Raw genomic sequence first — 25,175 nt, forward strand, 5'->3', positions numbered from 1 at the left:
TTCTCGTTAAATAAAAATAAGTGAGTCTTTATACCTAGCAAAACCAATAATTGCAAAGTTGTTTTATAACCGAGGCCTAAACTAAAAAGAGTCTATTAGACTTCGTTGCTTAGTGGTGTATTTGCATGTTTTAAGCAGAAAACATAACCACCTAAATTTAACACCTTGGCAACATTATCAAGGTGAAAACTTAGCTTTAATAGGCTCATCGAGTGTAGCATGCCGTTAAACGTATTCTGGTTGACATTCTGTTAACATAAGAGAGAATAATGCTATTAATATATTAACAATAAAATGACTAACGTTAATGGCATTGTTTAGAAATATTATTCACCCATTTAAGTCAATTTTATAAAGAGACCTATTTCATGAGAAAATCTTTGATAACCATCGCCTTAGCCGCAACTCTTATTAGTGGCTGTGGTATTTTTGAAGCGAGTAATGACAGTAATAATAGCAGTGCTAGTAAAAGTATTACGGGTAACAAAGCAGAGTTAGGCAGCTTTGGCGTCGATTTAAGTGCTCGCAATGAAGCTATTAAGCCAGGCGATGACTTTTTTATGTACGCTAGCGGAACTTGGTATGATAGTTATGTTATGCCTGCTGATAAAACTCGTTTTGGTGCTTTTACCGCTTTAGCAGAGCGCAGTGAAACACAAGTAAAAGATATTATTGATGGCATCATGAATAAAAAATCCATGCACATTGACTTAACTGCGGATGAGCAATTAATTGCCGATTTTTATCAGGCTTATATGGATACAGCTACCATCAACAAATTAGGCATAAGCCCAATTCAGCCAACATTAGATAAAATTAGTGCTGCACAAACAACACAAGATTTAACGGAAATATTTGGTAAGGCGTGGTTAACAGGTACTAAATCGCCTATTGGTGGTTATATGTGGTTTAACCGCCTAAACCCTAACCAATATGAAATGTCGGTTGGTGCTGGTGGCTTAGGACTGCCTGATCGCTCTTATTATTTAGAAGAAAGTGAGCGCTTTGAGAAAACACGTAATGCCTATCTCGCTCACATCACTAAAATGTTAACGTTTGCGGGTATTGAGAACGGTGAAGCTAGAGCTAATAAAATTTTAGCGTTAGAAACAAAAATAGCACAAGGGCACTGGCCACGAGAGCAACGTCGTAATCGTGACTTAACGTTAAACCAAGTAGAACGTAAAGACTTAGCCAAACAATATCCTCATTTTGACTGGGATACTTATTTCGCTCAATCAGGCTATCAAGTACCACAACTTAATATTTCACAACCTGAACCAGTAAAGGCAATGATCGCGTTGATTAATGCTGAGCCATTAACTGTTTGGCAAGATTACTTAATTTTTCATACCCTGAGTGGTAATGCTGATTTACTGTCTGAAGATGTTTATAAGGCTAACTTTGCTTTTTATGGCAAAGAATTAAACGGTCAACAACAACCTCGTCCTCGTTGGAAGCGTGCTATTAGCGAAATGTCTGATACTGAATCATTAGGCTTTGCTCTTGGTAAAGTGTATGTGCAGCGCTACTTTCCTGAAAGTTCAAAATTACAAATGGCGCAACTGGTTGAAAACTTACGTACGGCACTTGGCCAACGCATTGATGGGCTTGAGTGGATGGGTGAAGCAACTAAAGTAAACGCACACGCTAAGCTTGCCGCGTTTACGCCTAAAATAGGCTACCCTGATGTATGGCAAAAATTTGACGGTATAACGATTACTGACAATGATTTAGTCGCTAACATTCACCAGCTTCGTCAATTTTTCAAAGCAGATAGCGTGGCTAAAGAGTTACAAAAAACCGACCGTAATCGCTGGGGCATGACGCCACAACGCGTGAATGCTTATTACAATAGTTCATTTAATGAAATTGTTTTTCCTGCTGCGATTTTACAACCGCCCTTTTTCGATCCCAATGCTGATGCTGCAGTAAACTACGGCGCTATTGGCGCGGTTATTGGTCATGAAATGGGCCATGGTTTTGATGATCAGGGTTCAAAATCAGATGCTGAGGGTATTCAACGTAATTGGTGGACTGATGAAGATAGAGATGCCTTTGACGCCAAAGCAGACCAATTAGTTGCTCAGTACAATCAATATGAGCCAATTGCAGATAACTTCGTCAATGGTAGAAATAGCTTAGGTGAAAACATTGGTGATGTTGGCGGTTTAGCTATGGCGTATCATGCTTATCAACTCAGCTTAAATGGCAAAGAAGCACCAGTTATTGATGGTGTTACTGGTGATCAACGTTTCTTCTTAGCTTGGGCTCAAGTATGGAAAGAGAAACGTACGGAAAAGAGTATGCTAAACCAACTACGTGGCGGTACGCATGCCCCGGGACGTTTTCGCGCGCAAGCTCCACGTAACCACGATGCCTGGTATAAAGCTTTTGACGTGAAACCTGGTGATGCACTTTATTTATCCGAAGATGAACGCGTACGTATTTGGTAGTCGTATAGGTAATAATATTAAATAGTAAGTAACTTTATTATTTAACGGATAAATAGTTCAGTCAAAAAAATGCCAGTCAGATTATCTACCTGGCATTTTTATTATGTTAACTTACACTATTGTTTAATCTTCTATCTTAGTTTTATATTTTTCAAACCAGGCCAAAGTATGTTCCACTTTAGTGATCATTCGTGAAGGCTTCCCGGCAATACCATGGGGCGCACCAGGCACTTTAATCAAAACAGTATCTATTCTTCTTAACTTAAGTGCTTGATAAAATTGCTCTGTTTGCGCCATAGGTGTACGTAAGTCTTCTTCACCCGTTATTAACATCGTCGGTGTAGTGACATTACCGACTAACGACATAGGTGAGCGCTGCCAATAATGCTCAACATGCTCCCACGGCATACCAGGAAACTGCGTCGGTATTTGCCCTAAACCACTATCAGCAGTTAACACCTTACTTAACCAGTTAATAACAGGCTTAACAACCACAGCCGCAGAAAAACGCTCAGTTAAACCAATCGCATAAGCAGTAGCAATCCCCCCTGCTGAGCCGCCAGCAATAAATAAGTTTTTCTCATCAATAAAGCCTAAATCTACCATGGCATCAACGCCTGAGTTATGATCGGCAAAGTCTTCTTTAGAGCTATATTTATATTTTAATAGCATAGCGAAACGTTCGCCGTAAGAGCTACTACCACGATGATTATCATAAAAAACCACATAACCTTGTGCCGCAAAACGCTGTAATTCAGCAGAAAAGTGTGGACCATAAGCTAAATGTGGACCACCATGTATCTCTAAAATTAGTGGGTATTTTTTTGTTGGGTCAAAATTTGGTGGCGTAATATACCAACCTTGAATAGATTCACCATCAAACGATGATTTATAATTAATCTCTTCTACTTTACCTAGTGTTTTATAGGCCAATAAATCCTCATTTAATTGGGTTAACGTCGATACTTTTTTACCGGTGTTAATAACCGCAACATCCGCAGGGCGTAAAGCACTGCCTTGGGTAAAGGCCATATAACCTTCATCTGACGCAGTAAAGCTACCACTTATATAAGGTCTACCTAGGGTTGTGCCAGCAAGATTAGCTGTTAAATCAGTAATTTTACCTTTAGTGGTTATTGTCGCGAGTTTCCGCTTACCAAAATCATCATAACTTATAGCTAATAATGACTTGGATAGCCATTGTGGATCTTTTATTGAGCGATCAAAACCTTCCGCAACCCTTGTCACTTCTTTAGTTTTCCAATCCATAATCGCTAATTTAGCATTACGATACGGATTTAAGGCATTCGACGTAGATAAAAAAGCCAGCTGCTTGCCATTTTTTGAAAAAACCGGATTAAACTCTTTACCCGGCGTAGAGGTTAATTGCTTAAGCTCTCCTCCTTTTAACATCACTTGATATAAGTCGCCTTCTAGTGATTGATATGCCCAGTCTTTACTACGGTTAGCTGAAAAAACAATAGCATCACTTTGTTTATTCCAACTAAGTTTACCGCGATGATGAAAGTCACCTTGCGTTAGTTGTCGTGGTGTACCGCCCTCACTGGGTAACACAAAAATATGCTTATAACCTGGCTTCACTAAACCACTGCCATCTCTTTGATAATAGGCTTGATCAATAACCACTACCGGCTTTGACCATTTAGCCCCTTTCGGCTTTTCTGGCATTTTGGCTATCACTGTTCTTTTATCAGCAACCAATTGTGTAAACGCCAACCACTTACCATCGGGTGACCAGGTTAAACTGCCGACACTGCCTTGTACTTGGCTAATTAATGCTGTTCGATTTTGTTTAAGATAATGTACATGAATTTGATAGCTACCCGTTAGGTTACTAATAAAAGCGATTTTTTCGCCATTTGCAGACCAACGCGGTGAAGAATACTGTTTTTCATCAGAAAAAAATGGTATTTGCTCTTTCGAGTCAACATCAAGTAGCCATAGGTTTTGATTTTTTCCATCGGTCATAATGTCGTTAGAGTTTCTGATATAGATAATTTTGTCACCATCAGGAGAGATTTGTGGCTCACTAGCATATTCGAGTGAAAATATATCTTTCGCTGCAAAGAGACTCTTAGATGCCATATCATTAGCAACGGTGCTATTAGCGACGGTTATAAATGGGGTACTTAAAACACTAACAACTAACACTAGTCGACAAGAAAAGCGTGAAAAAAGGCGCATTGATTTACTCCAAGGTAAAATGAATTTTACTAAAAATGTTGATTTAGCTTTTATTTACGTGAGTACATTGTATACAAATTAAAAGTACTCGACATGCGTTATCGCCGAGCTCTACCTTGTATCTGGGTGTATTAGTCGCATAACTTGCTTTTCCGGTAGTAAGTAATCGATTTAATAACAAAATTTCAATATGATAAACTAACAAAACTTGCTTATCTAAAGGAAAATTTATGAAAAAATTTATTCTCGCTATGGGCTTTTCAGCCTTACTAATAGGCTGCTCTGACAATGAAGTGGGTGATGTTTCGTTAGGTATGTTCACATTGAAAGATATAAAACTCAATACCTTGGTTGACCCGATAGTGCCCGGCGTTACTTGTCATATTGCCAGTGTTGAAGCAAACTTAAGTTTATCTGACCCCAGTGATAGCTCAATAGCTTGTCGTCAAACAGGCGAAATTACCGCAGTGATGATTGCACAAATAGATAAAAGTAAATCCGGAGAGGTGGTATTTAAAAAGTCAAAAAGTATCTTTTTTAAAACCATGAAAGTCAGACGTATATTCGATGCGCAAAATCAAACATTAATGTACTTGTCTTATTCTACGAAGGAAACCTCGGGGAGTTTTAAACATAGCCTTTCAACGGTGCCTTTATGGGGAACAAAGGCTTATACTCCTTCAACCATTATGTTAAAAACTAACGACGAATAAGCAAATAAAACACTGATTAGTTTAACCGCGCAAGTAGCGTGGTTTTTGCAACGAGAATAAATCGGCACTAGGTACTGAGCACCTCCGAAAAATTATCTTAATAGCTCAGCATGTTGAAATATCAACAATAACAATAGATTATTATCGGTGGCATGATAAGTTTTAACGCAAGAAAAGGCTTTTCTGGCACGTCGACAAAAAATAAGTGGTCTTTTGAACATTCCAAATGATAAAACTCATATTGTCTTCCCCCCAACCTATCAACACACACCAAGTCTGCTTGAATAAAGTGCCGCAATGATAGGTAATATTCACGTACTCTCATCAGGGATGATGAGCAAAGCGATGTCGGGCAAGGATGCCCGTTCAGCGCTGCTACGTCGAAAATATTACCTAAAATGCAGGATAACACTTGATTAGCAGCTCCGAGGGAGTCCTGAGGGATGCCGGAGGCAGTATCCCTTTGGGTGTCGTCGCCACCGCGACAATAGACAAGTTAAGTCCCTATAAATTAATCTTACTCAGGCTCCATTTATTATGGGTGGCACGATACACTATGTTAGTAAATAGTAGCTCAGATCTTATCTACTAAAACTCATACAAATAATATTTAAAAATCATACGAATAGTGTTCGAAAGCGGCAATATCTCGCCGCAAGCGACGTTGATCCTTTATAGCTTCTATCTCGCGCCACTTACGCTTTCGTGCAACTTTAATCGGACCTTTTTTACCTGCAACTGCTTTTCTATCCGCTACTGTGAGCTCATATTCTTCATCTACGATGTTTTCGTCATGCCAATAATTGTTGTTCATAGTACTTTCCTCTCACTAACGTTAACGAGTCACTTAAATGAGTAAGTTAAAGAAGTAAGATGAAAGTAATATGAAACAAAGGTGACACTTTTATGAATGGACAGTAAGAAAATAAGCGGAGCGAGTCACATGCACTAATCCTGTAAACAAATTAGATGAGCTATTTAACGAACTATTGGTTATGAGTTTTTAAACCTTTTAAAAAAGCGGATAACACATCATCTGAACAGTGTCTATAATGCTTATTATCAACTTTTCTAAAAAATGCACTTAATTCATACTTACTTAAGCTTAAGTCAGCTAATTCAAGTATCGCAATAACGTCTTCTGCTTTTAAAGATAAGGCTATTTTTACTTTATTGAAAATCATGTTATTGGTTAATACTTGTTCATTATCACGTACAGGTCCGTCACTTGGACCACGTTGCGCAATGATCAAACCATTCAAAAAACCCGCCAATTGCACATCGGTTATTGCTTGGTAAGCGTCATCATTTTTTTCTTTAAAGAAATCAGCTAATTGCGCGGTGGTAATTTCACAGTGAGTTAATGCAAAAGTCGCTATAATTTTTTCATCATTTAATTCAAAAATAGCGCTGATGCGGCGAAGAATATCGTTATTAATCATTAAGGAGCCTAGGTTTCAATGGTTAAACAGCCAAAAAAAGCTGTTTACTAAATATAAGAATCTTTTGTTATTATAACTGACTCTACCTTGCTTGGCTTTAACTTGATCTGGATTTAACCTAGCATATTGATTTAACCCTCAGCCTTTTTTGGTTTGGCTGGGTTTAGTACAGCTTAGCGAAGCCGTTCAACTGCCTGTCACTTTAAAGGGGCTTACTGTGTAGCTCATCGTTAAGTAACTCAGCAAAACAATTTACGTTCGCTTTAAGCAAAGGTTTACAAAAATCAGTCACATTGATGTTGTTTTTATTGTTCAAACGAAGTAAATACCCCGTACTGTCTTCGCTTTTCCCCTGATAAATAGTCAGTTCTTTTACATGAGGAAACTTACGTTTTAACGCCATAAAGATAACTTTAGCAGTGCGTTTAGATTGATATAAACCTAAATTGATAACACTAATCGGCGTTAACGACACCTTAACATCAGCTATTATCGGTGATTTTTTTACTTGCCCAGAATGAACTAACTCGATGCTTTCGCCTTGAATGACGGTGCCATTACCTAAAATACTAATTTTATTTTCATAAGGCTGTATTAATTTTCGTCTATTAAGAAATTTTGAACTAATACGTAGACTATAATCCCCTGGTTTTATAAAGCTTAATAAATAAAAGCCATCATATTCTGAAACTGTTTCTTGAACGACATCATTATTTTTATCAACAAGCTCTATCGTGGCGTACTTAGCAACAGTTGAGTTACCTTTATCATCTTCTATATAAACAAAACCGTCAATCTCACCTGAGGTAATAATTGGGATATCAAATGTTTCCACCAAACCAGGGCGAGGCATAAACGAAAAACCTTCATTTAAAGGTACCCAGAATGGATCCTCTAATGAATCAGTATCTATTGCTACATCAGTGATCCTGTTTTTAGGTAACCCCGTTAGAAAGGCAACGCCACTTGGCTCAGTAATCGCTGATCTTTTCACATTAACCGCATTTATTTTAGCGCCTTCAATTAAAGGCTCATCGTTATTATAAATACCATCATAGTTAATATCTTCAAAGACCCTTGCCGATATACCACCGGTATTAGCAATGCGGTTACGTGTCATATGTACTCTATTGGTTTTTGGATCCTGTCCTAAACTAAAGCGCATATTTAGCGACACATTGTAGTTATCTTGATCATCATAAAAAAAGAAAGTACTTAGGCTAGTGTTCTCTGTATCCCAAGTAAGGTTTAATGTCGCAGCATTGGCAATAGCATTGTGACTAAGACCAACTTCGCTAATCAACCTATTGGTAATAGGCCATAACACTGAACTTGATATAGTGGTTAACTCTGCTTCTGGTTTGATAGAATAATAAGCCCTGGCGCGTAATCTAAATGATTGAAAGTTTTTAGTTAGTTGTAAATTGCCATTATAAACAGTCGCTGTGCCTTGATTTTTAACTTTAAACTCATTATATGACAAGGTATTAGTCAGTGAAAATGACGTCATATTTGCACTAACATTACCCAAAAGAAACTTATTTTCATTACCATCTAATTGCATCGACAAAATTCTACTTAATGAATAACTAAATCGGGCTTTGTCGTATGTAAATAAAGGGCCAGACAACTTAATACTTTTAACATCATCCGTTAACACGCCTAAATCAGAATTAACTTTAAAATCATTGATATAGTCATCATAAGATAATGAGATTGCGTGATTACCCACTTGTGTTTTTATATTACTTTTAAACAAGCTGCCACCGTCAATATCAAAGACATAACCTAAATCAAATTTGGCATTTAACGCAAAAACATTCAGACTAAGTGGGATCATAGTATGGTGAGAGCCATCGATAAAGTCGTAATCATTAATGCCCGTACTAAGCGATATATTATCACTAATTCCTTGTTCAAATTCTGCTGAAAGTCGATAACCATCTGCAGCTGAATTAAAGGCATCATTAGAAACAGGAAAAAGCTTGCTCTCTTGTTTTGTCAATGAGAAATCGTAAAAAAATTTATTTTCTAGCGTACTATTAACCATGACAGGGACTTTTTCCAGTCGCTCTTTAACTTGTCCTTGTGGGCCATAAAATAGCATTTTGAAATTGTTTTCACCGTAAAACAAATCAATATTTTGAAATGAATATCGACCATCTAATCCCGCTCTTTGGTTTTGTATCAGTACGTCATTTCGATAAAGTTCAATATCCCAGCCAGGTAATATAGCCCCTTCAAACTCTGTCGTATCATAGCTATTGGCAATAACCCCCACGGGACGATTACCAATTCGAGCACCGACTTCTTGTGTAGCAATATTTATCAATGGATGCCTAACAGGGCTTACATCGCCAACTTTGACACTCGTTGCTTTTAATGGCCCCAATAGCTGCGCATCAATATCATCACGTGATAAGGCAAAGGTAACATTACTTATTGCATCATCATTATTACCACTAACAAAATAGTCCGCTGTCATATAGGCTAAATCCCCAGAGCCTAATAATGAATAATTACCGTTAACTTCGCGATCACTTGAATTGGTAAATGCACTTAGTTGAGCATCTATAAAAGGAAATGAAAATGCTTTATAGGGGGTGTCTCTTAACGGTAATAGCGGCTCTATAACCTTAGTAACACTTATTTTTCCTAAGCGAGACTCTCGCGCAAGACGTTTTTGCAGAGGTAACTTTTCATCGGCTACAATAGTTAACGTTAAGTCTCTCAGGTTGATGAGGCTATTGAAGTTCAACCACTTAAACAGCTCAGATGAATGAACATAAATATCATCAGCCTCAAAACGTATAGACGCTTTATCGACCGGGTAACTGTTATCGTCAACGCTCACTTTCGCTACCACATCATTTTGACTAGGTATTAGCGGAGTGATATCAAAAGTATGACCTTCTCGAATAAACCAACCTGATGCGGTTCTATTATCAGGGTTTACCTCAATAGGAAAATCTAAAATAGAGAATAAACTCTCTAAACCGATATAAGCACCGTTACCTGATTTAATGGCAAAAATAGCATCTAAAACAATATCTTCAATTTTAACTAAGAGTAATAAATCTTCACCGTCTACTATCGCGGCCATATTACTTTGCTCATTGAGCTCATCTGGCGCGGTAGGTTCTACTTTATCTGCTGCTGATGTTTTAGTTTTATCAATTATCATCCCAGTTAAATTTTGGTTAACTGTTGGTAAATCTTTATTTTCAGTTGATTTTTCAGACAACTGGGTTCTAAAGGTATGGCCTAGGGTCTTTATATATTGTTGTGCAATTAAACGATTAGTTAAGTTTTGTCTTTCTTGGGCATTGCGCGCTTGGCTTAACTTCTTAGGTAAACCTAATGCTTTATGGCGCTGAGTTCGGTAATGAGGTTTTTTATATAGGTGACTTACAGAGCGTAAATAGTTCGTTGTTAGTACTTCAAGCTCTGAAGGATAAGTCGTTTTTTCAACATTGTTGACATTAGCCACTACTGAAGTGTTGTTATTTAATGCATTATTATCTACAGCCTCTTTATTTATATCAGCTTGGGCAACAGGCTTATTATAAGTAGCGGTTGTTTTGTGCCCTTTTGAGTTTTGTCCGTAGGCAAAAGGTGAATAATTAAGGAAGATAATGACGAGAACTATCGATAAGAGAGTAAGTTGAGCAATTTTTGCAGAGCCTTGTATTAAAAAGTGCATGTCATAACTCGTTAAATATCGCTATTGGGTGTACTCTTTGGACTTTCTATAGCAGAGAGCCCAAAGCAGTAAATATTTTATTCGGATTTATAATCAGATTGGGTAACAACGACTCGCTCATTGAAAAAGGTTGTGCCTTTAAAATTATCACTACCCTGGTATTCAATACGCATAATACCATTCTCAATATCATGGTTTGTAAAACCTATGGTAATAATTCGGTTACTCACTTCTGGATAAATAGCAACATTGTTGAGTATGCCTATTTTTTTTTCTTGAGACTGCTCGTCTTTTTGAAAAAACACTTTCAAACTGCCCAAGGTGCTACTAGTACTCGTGTTATTTATATAGATACTAGCACCGATATGATTCGTACCATTTATTTCCTTGGTTATCAATTTAACCTTAGCTAAGCGAGTATCGGTATGTAAGTCGCCTTGTCTGATAATAATAGGAATCGAAAAGGCTAAATTAATATATATTTTCATTTCAGCCTGCTTTTTAGGATTATTTTCTTTGTTGCGTCGATCAGGCTGAGCTTCAAAAACCAAATGTGAACGATACTCACCTTGAGCTAACGCTTTAGGTTTCCTTACAGCAAGCCTGATATGTTGACGCTCACCTGGCTGCAATGTTACCTGCCTAGGACTATAGCGAATCATTGAACTAGCACTTAAAAAATCATTATCATTGTCAATGAGCGGAATGTATTTGCCATCTACGGCTTGTCTTTGCTCTCGCCAAAAAACTTTATAGGTTTTAGTTTCCTGACTGGTATTCACTAACGATACTTTTGCTGAACGATCGCGCTGTTCAAATTCAATACGAGTAGGTGTTATTAACAAGTTTGCGTAAACTTTACTCATGTCAAAAAAGAGGGCTAAAATAAGAAATTTAATACTGATGTTAAAGAGTTTATTAGTAGACATGTACTTCCTTTGATAAAAATAAAAAATATTGACACTCACTGTACAATGCTAAAATTATACCACTTTCTAAATTGATACGACTTTGTTTTTATAGAAAAATAGTAACCTACCATTAGTAATCGACCATTAGTAATCGACCATTAGTAATCGACCATTAGTAATCGACCATTAGTAATCGACCATTAGTAATCGACCATTAGTAATCGACCATTAATATTAATTGGTTATAATAAGTTGTATCAACATAAAAACCAGTCCCTGAACTAGTTAACGTGGCGCCGACAAACACAGACGCTTCCCCTAATGCATTGGTGGTAACCGTTGACGCTGCGGTATGATGGTTATTAATGGTAAATTGACTGCTTGTTGGATGTGATTCTCCAGCAATTTGGGTATTATTATCGACAGTAAACACATTAAGATTTAATAAGGTATGCGGGGTAAATTCAGAGATAAGAAATTCAGCGGGATGTCCAGGTGTAATAAGGATAAAAGCCGGATCTACATGCACATTACCAGCAAAAGTGATGGTATATTGATGACTCGCACTGTTATCTTTTAAAACAATAGTGCCAAAGCTTAGTGGTTTAATTAAGGTAACTTTTTCCGCATGAAGACTAAATGTTAGAAAACACGCAAAAAAATAAAGTAAGATGACTAATTTTCTCTTCATTTTTATCTCTTATATACCAATCGGATTAATTACTTAAACACTTAGCGATAATTAACCTGTTTGGTATTGCACCTTAAGCAGACCTAGAACAACACATACACGGTTTTCCCTCATAAAAGGTAAAGTGGGAATTAACACATCAGTAAATCCCCATTCAAATAACTAACTATTTAATTAATACTCAACTTGCATTGTATAAGTACCAGTAAAGGTTACATTATCATAAGCAATAGCATTATCACTAGCAGCACCACCACTTGGTGTTGATGTTGATAAAGTTGCGCCATAATTAAATACTAACGTGCCCGTCGCATCAGTATCGTAAGTAAATGGCGTTCCTGAAGTCACTACGGTTTTGGTAAAATTACTAACATCAAAAACTTTAGTATCGGTACTCGATGGGTCAGTTAATTGAAAAGCTGAAGCATCGGTTATAGTTAACACGGTATTAGGCGCAGCACCTGAAACAGTAAAAGTTGCTGGTGTACCTGGTGAGATAGCAACAAGACTAGCCACAGTACCTTGAGTTGCTACATCAGCAGTACCGCTAGTAGCGCTAACCACAAGTGTTGCCAAATCAGGTGCAGTATTATCATTAGCAATAGCAACAACGGTACCAAAACTTAATGGTGTAGTTTCAGCTAAAGTAAATGAATTTTGCACGGTTACACTCGCATTTGCGGTGATTGATTCAGCAAATACGGTAGCTGGTGTGAATAACATCGCTGCCACTGAAAGCGATGTTATAGTCATCGTACTGGCTATTCTATTTTTCATAAATATCATATCTATTCCTTAGTTATACAAGATATTACTAACCATGATTACGACTTTAACGTTTAGTAATATTTAATGTATTGTTGGCGTAAGTAAGTGTTAAGTGTTAAGTGTTAAGTGTTAAGTGTTACGCTTTTAAAATACTCAAGACTCATTTAAATATCGGTAAATTTTAAGAAAACGTTAACTATTTATTTGAATAATTAACGTTTTCTTAAATTATTCAAATAAATTACACTGCAGGATAAAAAAAAACAACTTTTAACTAAGCTCTCTGGAAATATTATAATGCCTTGCCATATGGTGTGCTAACAATACAACTATGCTGTTGCTTTATTAATATCTCACAGGCTTTTTTCGCTGATTCTTTATCATATGGAATAGCTTTTAAGCGATAAAAAGTGACCTTATTTTTGGTTGTTTTTTCTGATATGGCGGTTTTATTGTTTAATAATACGGCTTCATTTACTTGTATGTCAGACCAAACTTGCTTTAATTTGGATAACTGGGAATACGATCCAAGTTGAATAGCATAGGGGGGATTGGTTGATATAGTGTTAGTCGGTATTTTTTTACTTTTAGGAGCGGCATTAATCAAATTTGCTTGCTCTGTATTAGTGGGCATTGGTGTTACTATTTGAGGAATATCAGCTAGTTTGTTTAGCTCTGTAATCAATTCTTGTAACTCTTTTTTCATCGCAATTAATTCAAGTAGATCAGGCTTTAACAGCTTCCATTCATTATTATGCTGTTCAAAATATTCAAATTGTTCTTCTGCCGTTAATTTTTCAGTCAATTCACCTTTATTGCTTGTGCAACTAAAGAGTGACACACACATAAATATCAAGGTGAAAATTTTAACTGTTTTTATCATATTTACACTCTCTAATAAATTTATTCAGTATTGGGCACTTACTTTCAGCGTGGTATTTTATTATAACGCCTAGCGATTTAAATAGCGTCGACAACATAAGTAGGAATAAAAGTAGAAGCCGCTGAGACAATGTTTTTAGTTCGTAAGTCCATAATGCGTGCATTCACAGTAAAACCACGCTCATTTTTAATCAACACACCCGCTAGTATATAGCCCGCTTTATGTGAATAAAGTATTTCACTAACATCACGGCTAAAAGCATAATCTCCCGTAGGGGTAATATTTACCCCCCCCATTAAGTGTATATCAATAATAGGTATTTCATACGCTTGAACTTGTCCTAGTAAACTTTCACTCACTAAATTACCCAGTTTTTGTGTATTTTGTAATGTCCCATCAAGATTAACGAATGAAGTAACGACCACCGATTGAGTGATATCACGGCCACGAAGGTTTTTAAATAAATCATGCGCTAACCGGTCAGTGTAACCATTGACTAATTGGTGAGTATGAAAACTATATACCTCATCATTGACCGTTGGATTCACTATCATAACCGTCTCTTCTGGTACGGATGTACACGCACTTAATGTAACTAAACTCGCAATACTTAATGCTGTTATAACTTTAAATTTATATTTATATTTTTGAGTAAACATAATAATTTCCACAATTAATCATCATTGATGAGCCAGTTAAGGTTTATATATAATTCATTAACAACTAATACTCACAAATTACTGTGAGTAAGCCTTTAACGATAAGCCTGATTTATTAATGACTGGTTTAGCTTTGTTAGCGTTAGTTGCATTGTTAGTGTTGCCGTTCATATTATTTTCTTTTACCACTTGGTCATTTTCCTCTAGCATAACCGCTTCAACCACTTTATAAGGAACAAATATTTGTGCAGAGCTTACTAAAGCCTTATTTTCAAGTAGCACCACTTGTGCATTAATTAAATAACCGCCTTGATGCTTAGTTAACGTACCGGTAATAATATGACTGGCATCTGCGGCGGGTGATAATTCTAAATAGTCTTTACTTTGATAGAAGACATCGCCCGTTTCAGTCATACGGATAAAACCACTGGCTTTAAGATCTATCACTGAGAAGCCAGTACGATGTACTTCATGGATCATCGCTTCGGTCATTTGTCGACCAAAGTGATTGGTTTTATTTAAGTCAGAATCGAGTAAAGCAAAATTAGTAACTACAAACACATCACTGTTATTAGGGAAATCAATATTAGCAAACAAATCTTGTGTTAACCATTTAGCATAATGATTAACATTTTTTATCAACTCATCACCGTGATATTTACTGGTATAGTTTGCTTTAGTGGCGTTTTCAATCGAAAAATTTACCGTATTAACCTGTACGGGTAATTGGTTACTATTGTCGGGTGACTCAGCACAACCAGCCAATAAAACACATAAAGATAAGGCTTTATATTTCATAGTCTTCTCACAATTGTCTGCGGTAAATTTTACCTTCTTTCACGAAAGTGCTGTTTAATCGAGGTAAGTATTCATTGCCAATAAAGGTACGCGCGCTACTAACGACGCTATGTGAGTTAACATCAATCACTTCAATATTGACTTCAACCCCGCCTTTCATTTCAAGCATGGTACCTGCTAGTACATAACTGACATCAACCTCTTGCGATAACTCGCTTAGCTTTCTTGTTAAATAATATGAGGCATTATCAGCCATTGAAATAGCTTGCGCTGATTTGTGCTCAACAACCTTACCGCCTCGTTGTACTAATGCCGTTTTTAAACTACTGGAAATTTGATGACCTAGCAGTGTATAAGCTCTTTCACTATTTGTTAAGGTGAGTGTTTCAATCCATACCAAGGTAGTAAACGCAATTGATTTTTCTTGATAACTAAACTGCTCTACTCGTATTAATTGCTCAAGTAAGTCCGACAATTGATGCTCAAAGTGTTCATCAGCAGAGACGTTTTTAGAGAAGGACTCAACTGACTCTTTCTCATTGACTGCGCCACAACCAATAACCGTGGCTGATAATATTAATAAACATATTAAGGGGAGTTTCATCTTAGACCTTTATACCTTGTTATAACTTGTTAAAGTAGTTTTGCTTATGGATACACGCTGCCCAGATAACTAGTCACAGCTAAAACAAAGCTAAAATACGACTAAAAAAACATACCGCTAAATAGCAGTGTTAATATTAAAAATTAAGCATAATTAATGCCACAAAAATACCATAAGAAAAATGGTGTCATAACAAACTTAATGAATAAAAAATTATGGCCAATAGCTGCTTGTGCGTTTGCTAGCATAACTTTTTGATATTAAGGTAGCATACAGCTTATGTACTGGCTGAGCCGCGTCGTAATAAACCTGCTTAATTACGTTGTTTTGAAAAGAAAATTTTCGCTTAAAAGTATGCCCATTAGTTTGTACATACAGCGTTTGTGGTAATAATTTATTAGGGGTACGCGCAATAGGTCTAACTTGAATTTTTGTGTGCTGCTTTGCCTCTACTTTACCAGTATGGAACTGGGTATTGCCATTACCATAGGTATGAGCATAACTTAATGAACTAGCACTAAATAAAGCTACACTCAGTAAAATAATCATTAAAAACTTACATTGTAAAAGGGAGTTAGTCACGTTCATCACCAGTCTAGTTAATTAATGCGAAAGTATTCGTTAGTCATTAAGTCAATTATTTGACTAAGCGAGTAAATACTTTCAGTTAACTGTGATGTTGCACAACTAATGCCAACTTAAAATACAAAAATAAGCATCTGAATTAAATGAATAAATATGTTTTTTTATAAAAAAAACTTTCCTGTAGATGATAAACGTTTTAGAACGCCTACCATCACAAAGAAATGAAAGAAAAAACGTTTTTTATTGTTTCGATTGGGCATATTTAGTGACGTAATTTAATTTCGACAGTGGTACGATCTTTTTCACTGGGAACTCTGCAAACTCTTTTCGGGGAATAATATGCCCCAAGCGGCTTTCAATAGCACAAAGCTCTCTAAAGTTGTCCTTAGAAACGAAAGAAACTGCTTCACCTGATGCGCCGGCACGACCGGTACGACCGATGCGATGAATATAATCATCAACTTGTGCTGGTAAGTCATAGTTAATAACACGTGATAGCTCGCCAATATCAATACCACGCGCCGCAATCGCTGTGGCGATTAAAAACTTGATTTTTCCTACTTTAAAATCATTCAGTATTTTTTCACGAATATCTTGTGCTCGACCACTGTGAATACTTTCTGCACAAATACCACGTTTTTCTAACTGACTAACAAGTTTTGCCGCACCGTGCTTAGTTTCAATAAAAATAAGTGCTTGCTGCCAGTGTTGTGTGGTAATTAAATGACTTAACAAAGCGGATTTATTACTTTTATCAACCGTCACCAACCACTGTTCTATTTTAGGTTGAGCTGATTTATCGGCGCCAATAGATATTTCAACGGGTTTATGAATGGTGCGCTTTGCTAACGCACGTACTTCATCGGAGATAGTGGCAGAAAAGAGTAGGTTTTGCCTATGCTCAGGTAAACGTTCAATAATTTTATTAATGTCATCAATAAAACCCATATCAAGCATTCTATCGGCTTCATCAAGCACTAGCATATCAAGCTCGTCAAAATGTAAAACTCTTTGATGAGCCATATCAAGTAAGCGTCCGGGTGTTGCGACTAAAATATCAACGCCCCAGATTAATCGTTGCTTTTGCTCTTGTGCGTCAACGCCGCCGTACATTGCCATCGAGCTAATATCTACATACTTACCGTACTGGCTAATACTTGCCTCTACTTGCACCGCAAGTTCACGCGTGGGGACTAAAATAAGTGCACGAATACGTTTAGCACGTAATTTTTTTTCTGTTTTTTTATAGTTAGTAAACAGTTTTTCGAGTATGGGTAGAACAAAACTAGCGGTTTTACCCGTACCTGTTTGCGCAGCAGCAATAATATCTTTACCTGATAAAACGACAGGTATTGCTTTTTTTTGAATATCCGTCGCTTTGGTGTAACCTAAGTCAGCAATGGCATTAAGTATTGGTGTCGATAGTTTGAGTGTTGAGAAGGACATAAGGTGTCGCTGTCGTAGTGATGATCACACTGCTATTCATAGGTTATTCGTTAAAAATCGCTAGGGGCAGATGATAAGGTGAGTGATGGCGTGCATTATATACCCATTACCAATCAAAGTGCAGGATTTCAGTGGGAATTAAAACCACTTTAGGCAAGGAAAATAATGTAAGCATAGTCATTCTATGGTTTGATTATTTAACGCAGTATAAAGTGATTTTAACCCCATCAAAGAAGCGCTTGAGCAAAATCATTTCATCGTTGCTGCGACTTATAATGGAGCAACCATTATTTCATCACAGCGCCTTGAATTGACATTGCTCAGGCACTCTGAAACCTGCATTTTGAATGGTAACGGGTATAACAGTATCTTATCGTAAACGGATTAATTTATTGAGCAAGGTAATGTCGCTAATAGCGAGCCTAAGGTAAGTATCGTCTTAACTAATATACTAATACGAGCCCTCCCCTGAATAACAAACAGAGAAAAAGAAAATTATGTTATTAATTTGGCTAACTTTTACTAACTTTGTCAGACACAGGTGCAGTATACTTATTCACAGATAAGGGATAGAGTAAGTTAAGCTCACGGTAAACGGATTATCAAACTATGCATAATAACCAAAACACCATAAACACTATCATTGCAAAGCAAGAGCTGCCTTTAGGTCATGTGTACGTCATGACTCATTCACTATTTTCAGATGTGGTAAAAATTGGTTGTACCTCTGAAGATCCAATAACATATGCTAAAGTACTTTCAGCCAAAACTGTCGGTGATTATAAGGTTGTTTTTTCATTAGCGTGTAACAACCCCTATAAAGTTAAAAGACAAGTTAAAGCCTATTTAACAGCACAGGAATACGTCACAGGTTTTTATCAAATACCTATTGAAGTGGCAGGTAAGCTACTTAAAAGAGAAACCTTAATAATCCCGAGCGTCACGATATTATAAGCAAGTAGCCCCCGCTTATGACTATAAGCGGGGGCTACTAAAAAGATTTAACTAAGTAGGTTTGGCTAAAGACGCTGAACTCAACCGTGTTTTACTGAAATATTTACTTTAAAGACTCAACTGTAGACAATGCTTGCGTGAAATCAGCTAACTCCATTTCTAAGTATTCGTCATCGCCCTGCCAGTTAACGCCAATAATAACACCATCTTCATTTAAATCCTCAAGCCAGAATTCAAACCAGTCAGCCAGAGGGATTGCTACCGGCACATAATCACTCCACTCATCAATACAATGTTGTTGTGCTAACGCCGCCGTTGACCAAAGAGGCATAACCTCGGTTTTTTCAAAACTCGGTGAGTCTAGTACAACCCAATCTTCACTTACTTTATCTTGTAGTGCCCAAACCATTTGAGTCGGTTTTGTTTCGGCTAAAAATTTTTTTAATATTTCGTTAGTATCACTCATAAGCTAATCCGCCTAATTAATTAAGGAACAGATTATAACGAAGTTAACGACAGCAGTCATGTGCTTGATGAAAAGACAACTAGCATAAGAAAAGCTATTAATTTAACTTGTTAATCGCTAGACTTGTTGACTTTTTTAAATAGAGACTCATCAATGGTTATTCGCGTATGCTGCTTTTTATTACTACTGCTTTGCTTTCCTACTTTATCAGCGAATAACATTGAACAACTTAATAGCACCTTTTCCAAACAAGTAAATAGTCAACTGAGTCAATCGAGTATTCCCGGTGGCGCTTATGTGATGGTACAACATGGTGCTATAGCTGGCTTAGAAACCTTTGGTTATATTGATAAAGCGAAGTCTGACAAAGTGAATGAGCATACCGTCTTTAGACTAGCGTCTGTGTCTAAAACATTTGCCGCCACGCTAACCACCATGTTAGCGCAAGAGCAGCAATTAACCCTATCGGATCCTATTACAAAATACGTACCTGACTTTACATTAGCTGAAGTAGGGGCAGCACAAAAAATTCAACTAAAACATATATTGAGTCACTCAAGCGGTTTAATGCCTAATGCTTATGATAACCTTCTTCATGAAAATTGGAGTATGAATAAAATTATTAACCGTTTTGATCGCGTTACCCCTATTTGCCAGCCTGAAAAGTGCTACGGTTATCAAAATATTGCTTATGGTATGTTACAACCAGTAATTGAAGCTAGCCAAGATAAAAGTTATGCCGCGTTATTAAAAGAGCGCGTATTTACTCCACTGGATATGACTGATGCATCAGTAGGGCTTAAGGCTTATAGAGCTCAAGTAAATACTGCTAAACCACATGTATTAAGAAAACGTGTAAGAACACAAACAAAGGATAAGCAAGGTCGTTATATTAGAAAAAACGTATGGCGTACGGTAAAGGTAACAGCAGACTTTTATAAAGTAGCGCCTGCGGCTGGTATTAATGCCAGTATTACTGACTTAGCTAAATGGTTAATTGCAAATTTAGGTTATGCGCCGCAAGTATTGTCGCCAACATTATTAACCGAGCTAACAACACCGCGCATTAGAACCCAAAAAGATCTTCGTAAGCGCTATTGGCGTGAGTACTTAACCGATGCCCACTATGGCTATGGTTGGAGAATTTATCAATTTAAGGGGCGCCCTATTGTCTATCATTCTGGTTGGGTTGCTGGCTTTCGGGCCGAAATAGGTTATTCACCTGATTTAGATGTTGGTTTTGCCATACTGATTAATGCTGAATCGAATATTATTAATAAAATATCGAGTCAGTTTTGGTCACAAGCCTATGACTTATTTGCACAACCTTTACCAGACTTAGCTAAATCAACACACTAAATCCACGAACTAAATCGGTTGATTAACGATAGCGGCAATCGCTGCTAATGTTTTTTTATCACACTGATAATCAATCGCAATTTGATAACGAACACCATTGACTTCCAGTACTAACGAAGGAAAGCCTTGTTGCGTTAACTCTCTGGCTAAATGTATTTGTTGTGCTAATTCTTTTTCAGTTTCATCGGCGTTAATATCAACAATAAATTGCGCTAAGTCGACACTGAGTGATTTTTGTTGACTTAACTCTTCCGCTAAACCAATTAACACTGATATGTCTGAAGGGTTTAACGCCCGTAAATAATAAGCACGTTGAATAGCATCCACCATGGCTATTTGACAGCCTTGCTTACTCGCTGCTATAGATGCTCTACAGGCATTATATGTTGAGCGTCTTGGCGTATTTTCCTGCCAAAAATCATAGTTAAACTCTGTACCTAACTTTGCTTCAATAGTGCGCCAATGACCTTTTATCATCTGTTGTTGCTCAAAAGGCATTGGCTTATCGCAATCGGGGGCTAAGCCACCGACAACGTATACCACCTCAATTGACGAAGGCAAATTGCTATAGAGTTTGTCCCATATAGGACGGTAGCCCCAACACCAACTACACATAGGATCATAAATATAATATAACTTACTGCTCATCATCGCCTCTCTCCCTTTTAAATCACTCATTAACCCGCTAACGATACTACTCAATACGACTCAATACGACTCAATACTACTCGTAGTAAGGCTAGTGCGGTAACCTACTTATAAAACATAACAATTTAAGCGCAGCAACTACAGTATAAATAAAACCATAGTCTGGACAGTTTAGCCATAGTCAGCAACAAGCACTTATTTATAATAACCGATATTAAGGCTATTTAAATGGATTACTCGCATGCTAAAAACATTATTCAATACTACTCTATCAGCGTCTTTATTACTTATTAGCTCACTAGCCAGTGCCTCTTTAATTACCAATGGTAGCTTTGAAGAGCTTTTTTTCCCTGATAAATCAACAACACAGAGCGTAGCTCAAAATACCAAGTTACAAGCGTTTGCCAACAAAAACAGTACTTGGGATGTGTTTTATACTTTACCAGGTTGGGTAACAACTGCAGGTAACGGTATCGAGTTACAAAAACGTGTTGTTAGCGCTTCGGCCCAAGGTAATAACCATATTGAACTCGACTCTAAACGTGGTGGCTCATCAAATACAGTCATGACACAAACTCTTGAGTCACTCACTGTTGGCGCTGAGTATTTATTAGAATTTTCTTACAAACCACGCACTAATACCCAAAACGATAATGGCATTAATGTATTTTGGTATGATGCCGCCATAGATTTCGACCTAAATATGACGGCCGATTTAAGCGTTGACGGAGAAAATAAAACATCACCCGATTGGCAAGTAAAATCAATAAAACTAGTAGCACAAGCTGAAACAATGGATTTAAGCTTTGGTGCTTTTGGCAAACAAAATTCTTATGGCGGTTTACTTGATAATGTTTCGCTAGTACAAGTGAGTAACACGACTACCGACATTCCAGAGCCGCCCATGTTAGCTTTATTATTACTTGGTTTTGCCGCATTAGTTCGCCGTCATCACAATAAAGCTAAATAAGGCGCTACAAAGTAAACTTTCTCGGTCTGCCTTCATGTTATACCAGTTTCATTAATTAGGTGATCTACTTTATACGCAGGAAAAACAGCCAAATACAAGGCATTTATTTTAATAACTAGTTGTTCTAATTATAAAATAAATAACGCTGTAGTTGGTTTTTTTAACCAGTAGAAATGATCACATAGTTAGTGAGATTGGTATTATATAAATGACGGAGAAAGTTGCGCCCTTAGTTACTCACATCTAAAAATCCTTTAATGTCACTAAACCCCTTTATTCCTAAAAGCTCTGCCTTGTGCGCTAATTCATCATGTTCAGTGCGCCCTGTTGCAAGGGTATATAAACAAGACAGCATAAACAGCACTAATTCATCGTGTTTATCACCTTTAACCTGCAAGTTACTTACTTTATCTAAATGATTCAGTTGTTTAATTACCCTAGCATCAATATGCCATAAAGATAACATCAAACTTGACGCGGTATAAATACTCATATTCATAACTTGTTTAACATGGTAATTAAATGACTGTAAATCATCAATGCCCTATAATGAATGTAATATGAGCTGATGTTTATTATTATTTTTATGACAAAGTAATAATAAACCTAATAATGCAAAAGTAAGTACTTGCTCAATTAAAACATTATCAAATTTAACCGTGACGCTGGACTGTTTTCGCAATAATTGAAATACTTTTGGTGCAGATAAAAAGGCATGGCTACATTGATTAATAACGCTTTGCTCAACATGAGAGCTAAGTGCATCTTTAACTGAATAAACAATAGCTAAATTAATGACGGTATTAATGCCTAAGCTACGGCTAATTGCTTCTTCAATATTATTAGGGGTCTTACCATAAATGGCTTTACTGGCAAGTCCGAGTATACGCCCAGTAAAAACAAGATCTTTTGCAATAATGTCAATAACGCGCTGTAAATTAAAGTTGTCTTGCTCTTTTTCACTTAATAGCCGTTGGCAACTATCAGACAAGGGCGGCATATTTTGTGCGATAACACTTAACGTGTGTTCATCACTACTATTGTCGCCAACAAGGGATAATTCTCTAAACTTAGCTGGGGTGATACCAAATTTATGACGAAAAGCGCGCTCAAAAGTAGCACGTTCAGAGTAACCCAACTTAACCACTAAGCTATTAATATTGATGTGCTCAGTCAGCAAGGCGTGTACACAGAGCTCATTTAAATATTTTTGTTGAATCAGCTTAAAAGAGGTTTCTTCTTGGCTAAGCTTGCGCCGAAATGACGTCATACTCATCGCTAGCTCAGCAGCACATTGCTCAATGGTTAGTGTAGCCGGCACAGCGCTTGTTGTAAGTAATGAGTTAACGGCTTGGGTTAACAATAACTTTTGATTCATGTGTTTTATTTATGTAAATAGAGTAGCTAAATGCTCAAGATAACAACAGTTTACTTAATAATCCATTAAGCAAGTGCTTATTATGTCGTTTAATAAAACGGTAAAATAAGTAAATAAAATATGTTCAAGTTAATGCGGTTTAGACTTACTATGGCTCAAGCCATTATAAGACATAATATCTACAGGTAGGACAGCGCTTTAAAATAAAGATAAGGTTATTTTAAAGCGACTGTATATCTAGTGACTATTTTCTAGCGACTAAGTGCACGGTACTGGTTGAACGCTCTAAAAAGGCACCTTCACAGTAGGCAAAGTAGTAAAGCCACAAGCGTTTAAAAGTTTCATCGTAATCAAGGCTTGATAACTCTGGCCACGACGCTAAAAAATTATCGCGCCAATGCGCCAAGGTTTTAGCATAATCAAGACCAATATCATCAAGCGACTCAACCACTAATTGACTATGCTCAGTCAGATGTTGGGTCAGTACAGTAACCGAGGGTAAAAAACCGCCGGGGAAAATATAGCGTTGAATAAAATCAACATTACTTTTGTAGTAACTAAAGCGTTGATCAGCAATAGTAATTGCTTGAATAAGCAGTTTACCGCCCGCCTTTAACCTATCGTTACACTGTTTAAAGAAGCTAGGTAAATAATCAAAACCAACCGCTTCTATCATTTCAATAGAGACCACTTTGTCAAAAGTGCCGGTTAAGTCACGGTAATCTTCTTTAAGTAAAGTCACTTTATCGGCTAAGCCTAATGCGGTTATGCGGCTTTGCGCATAAGCATATTGTGCATCAGAAATTGTCGTGGTAGTGACATGACAGCCATAATGCTGAGCAGCATAAATAGCCAAGCCCCCCCACCCCGTACCAATTTCAAGTAAATGATCATCTTTCTTAAGGGCTAAGCGTTGGCATATTGTTGCCAATTTATGTTGTTGCGCTTCATCTAATGAGGCATTTTCGTGGGGATAAATAGCTGAAGAGTACATCATATCTGGATCTAAAAAGCGCGTGTATAGCTCATTACCTAAATCATAATGCGCCAATATATTACGTTTTGAGCCTGATTGGGTATTACGATTCTGCCAATGGTTAATCGTGTTTTTCAGTTGATTTAGCCAAGATTTATTCGCTTCTAGGCTATCGGTTTGCTGCTGGGCTCTAGCAAAAATCCTAATCACATTGGTAAGGTTTGGGCTACTCCATTTACCTTCAATAAAAGCTTCTGCAGCGCCAATACTGCCACCTTTAACAAAATCACGATAGACACTGGTATCATGAATATGAATTTTGCCTTTAATAGTTTCATCAGGGACATTAGCAGGGAAATGAGAATGGACAGCGTCTTCAACAACTTCTAATTGCCCATAGGCAAATTTTGAGAACACGCCAAGCACTAAACTTCGACAGCGTTTGTCTAACCAGTTAGCTTGTTTTAATAAACTAACTTCATTAATATTTTCCATGGTATTCCCCTACTGCTTATTGCTTTTGTTGTGCTTGTTTGTTTCGTTGCTTATTTCTTGGTTGC

General features: G+C 37.1%; 23 protein-coding genes. 5 read left to right on the forward strand and 18 right to left on the reverse strand.

Going from position 1 to position 25,175, the window contains the following annotated elements; all coding sequences use genetic code 11:
• Positions 1-368 precede the first annotated feature (368 nt).
• On the forward strand, positions 369-2,456 hold the full coding sequence (locus tag FCS21_RS13325) for a M13 family metallopeptidase (RefSeq protein ID WP_138624042.1): 2,088 nt from the start codon (positions 369-371) through the stop codon (positions 2,454-2,456).
• Positions 2,457-2,579: 123 nt separating this feature from the next.
• Here the strand turns inward: FCS21_RS13325 and FCS21_RS13330 are convergent, their stop codons facing one another.
• Positions 2,580-4,661: a S9 family peptidase gene (locus FCS21_RS13330; protein WP_138624043.1), complete on the reverse strand. Its 2,082-nt coding sequence runs from the start codon at positions 4,659-4,661 to the stop codon at positions 2,580-2,582.
• 230 nt (positions 4,662-4,891) lie between these two features.
• On the opposite strand from FCS21_RS13330, the gene FCS21_RS13335 reads away from it, so the two are divergent.
• Positions 4,892-5,374 carry a CreA family protein gene (locus FCS21_RS13335; RefSeq protein WP_138624044.1) on the forward strand — a complete coding sequence of 161 codons (483 nt, stop codon included), beginning with the start codon at positions 4,892-4,894 and terminating at the stop codon, positions 5,372-5,374.
• A gap of 610 nt (positions 5,375-5,984) precedes the next feature.
• On the opposite strand, the gene FCS21_RS13340 is transcribed toward FCS21_RS13335, so the two are convergent.
• The 12 genes from FCS21_RS13340 to FCS21_RS13395 all read right to left on the reverse strand — a co-directional run bounded on the left by FCS21_RS13340 (position 5,985) and on the right by FCS21_RS13395 (position 17,864).
• Positions 5,985-6,188: a DUF3545 family protein gene (locus FCS21_RS13340; protein WP_138624045.1), complete on the reverse strand. Its 204-nt coding sequence runs from the start codon at positions 6,186-6,188 to the stop codon at positions 5,985-5,987.
• A 172-nt stretch (positions 6,189-6,360) separates the two neighbouring features.
• The gene (locus tag FCS21_RS13345; protein ID WP_138624046.1) at positions 6,361-6,816 is read right to left on the reverse strand and encodes a YehS family protein; all 456 of its coding nucleotides are present in this window, start codon (positions 6,814-6,816) and stop codon (positions 6,361-6,363) included.
• A gap of 202 nt (positions 6,817-7,018) precedes the next feature.
• On the reverse strand, positions 7,019-10,519 hold the full coding sequence (locus FCS21_RS13350) for a carboxypeptidase-like regulatory domain-containing protein (protein ID WP_138624047.1): 3,501 nt from the start codon (positions 10,517-10,519) through the stop codon (positions 7,019-7,021).
• A gap of 77 nt (positions 10,520-10,596) precedes the next feature.
• Positions 10,597-11,448, reverse strand: a complete 852-nt coding sequence (locus tag FCS21_RS13355) for a fimbrial biogenesis chaperone (protein ID WP_138624048.1) — start codon at positions 11,446-11,448, stop codon at positions 10,597-10,599.
• A gap of 196 nt (positions 11,449-11,644) precedes the next feature.
• Positions 11,645-12,121, reverse strand: coding sequence for a DUF4402 domain-containing protein (locus FCS21_RS13360; RefSeq protein ID WP_118056235.1), 477 nt, complete (start codon positions 12,119-12,121; stop codon positions 11,645-11,647).
• 174 nt (positions 12,122-12,295) lie between these two features.
• Positions 12,296-12,898: a hypothetical protein gene (locus FCS21_RS13365; protein ID WP_171035710.1), complete on the reverse strand. Its 603-nt coding sequence runs from the start codon at positions 12,896-12,898 to the stop codon at positions 12,296-12,298.
• A 283-nt stretch (positions 12,899-13,181) separates the two neighbouring features.
• Positions 13,182-13,772 (reverse strand): SPOR domain-containing protein, encoded by a 591-nt coding sequence (locus FCS21_RS13370; RefSeq protein ID WP_138624050.1) that lies wholly within the window; start codon positions 13,770-13,772, stop codon positions 13,182-13,184.
• 77 nt (positions 13,773-13,849) lie between these two features.
• Positions 13,850-14,431 (reverse strand): FlgO family outer membrane protein, encoded by a 582-nt coding sequence (locus FCS21_RS13375; RefSeq protein ID WP_138624051.1) that lies wholly within the window; start codon positions 14,429-14,431, stop codon positions 13,850-13,852.
• 78 nt (positions 14,432-14,509) lie between these two features.
• A complete protein-coding gene (locus FCS21_RS13380) occupies positions 14,510-15,229 on the reverse strand; it encodes a FlgO family outer membrane protein (RefSeq protein ID WP_138624052.1) in 720 nt (239 codons plus the stop codon).
• Positions 15,230-15,236: 7 nt separating this feature from the next.
• Entirely contained in the window at positions 15,237-15,833 is a 597-nt protein-coding gene (locus FCS21_RS13385) for a FlgO family outer membrane protein (protein ID WP_138624053.1), read from the reverse strand.
• A 213-nt stretch (positions 15,834-16,046) separates the two neighbouring features.
• Complete coding sequence (locus FCS21_RS13390; RefSeq protein WP_138624054.1) at positions 16,047-16,415, reverse strand: hypothetical protein; 369 nt, start codon at positions 16,413-16,415, stop codon at positions 16,047-16,049.
• Between the two features lie 243 nt (positions 16,416-16,658).
• Positions 16,659-17,864, reverse strand: coding sequence for a DEAD/DEAH box helicase (locus tag FCS21_RS13395; RefSeq protein WP_138624055.1), 1,206 nt, complete (start codon positions 17,862-17,864; stop codon positions 16,659-16,661).
• Between the two features lie 609 nt (positions 17,865-18,473).
• Here FCS21_RS13395 and FCS21_RS13405 point away from each other — a divergent pair.
• Positions 18,474-18,818: a GIY-YIG nuclease family protein gene (locus FCS21_RS13405; protein ID WP_118056114.1), complete on the forward strand. Its 345-nt coding sequence runs from the start codon at positions 18,474-18,476 to the stop codon at positions 18,816-18,818.
• Positions 18,819-18,921: 103 nt separating this feature from the next.
• On the opposite strand, the gene FCS21_RS13410 is transcribed toward FCS21_RS13405, so the two are convergent.
• On the reverse strand, positions 18,922-19,284 hold the full coding sequence (locus FCS21_RS13410; protein ID WP_138624057.1) for a DUF2750 domain-containing protein: 363 nt from the start codon (positions 19,282-19,284) through the stop codon (positions 18,922-18,924).
• A 153-nt stretch (positions 19,285-19,437) separates the two neighbouring features.
• Between FCS21_RS13410 and FCS21_RS13415 the strand changes: the two genes are divergently transcribed.
• Positions 19,438-20,643, forward strand: a complete 1,206-nt coding sequence (locus FCS21_RS13415; protein ID WP_138624058.1) for a serine hydrolase domain-containing protein — start codon at positions 19,438-19,440, stop codon at positions 20,641-20,643.
• 9 nt (positions 20,644-20,652) lie between these two features.
• Here the strand turns inward: FCS21_RS13415 and FCS21_RS13420 are convergent, their stop codons facing one another.
• Complete coding sequence (locus FCS21_RS13420; protein ID WP_246047246.1) at positions 20,653-21,321, reverse strand: DsbA family protein; 669 nt, start codon at positions 21,319-21,321, stop codon at positions 20,653-20,655.
• Between the two features lie 211 nt (positions 21,322-21,532).
• Between FCS21_RS13420 and FCS21_RS13425 the strand changes: the two genes are divergently transcribed.
• Complete coding sequence (locus FCS21_RS13425) at positions 21,533-22,261, forward strand: DUF642 domain-containing protein (RefSeq protein WP_138624059.1); 729 nt, start codon at positions 21,533-21,535, stop codon at positions 22,259-22,261.
• 229 nt (positions 22,262-22,490) lie between these two features.
• Here the strand turns inward: FCS21_RS13425 and FCS21_RS13430 are convergent, their stop codons facing one another.
• From FCS21_RS13430 to FCS21_RS13440, 3 genes are all read right to left on the reverse strand, one after another.
• Positions 22,491-22,754, reverse strand: a complete 264-nt coding sequence (locus FCS21_RS13430) for a hypothetical protein (protein WP_138624060.1) — start codon at positions 22,752-22,754, stop codon at positions 22,491-22,493.
• Between the two features lie 51 nt (positions 22,755-22,805).
• A complete protein-coding gene (locus tag FCS21_RS13435) occupies positions 22,806-23,639 on the reverse strand; it encodes a helix-turn-helix domain-containing protein (RefSeq protein WP_138624061.1) in 834 nt (277 codons plus the stop codon).
• 244 nt (positions 23,640-23,883) lie between these two features.
• Positions 23,884-25,110, reverse strand: coding sequence for a class I SAM-dependent methyltransferase (locus FCS21_RS13440; RefSeq protein WP_138624062.1), 1,227 nt, complete (start codon positions 25,108-25,110; stop codon positions 23,884-23,886).
• Positions 25,111-25,175: the final 65 nt, after the last annotated feature.

It is taken from the genome of Colwellia ponticola (assembly GCF_005885605.1).
Classification (GTDB): Bacteria; Pseudomonadota; Gammaproteobacteria; order Enterobacterales; family Alteromonadaceae; genus Colwellia; species Colwellia ponticola.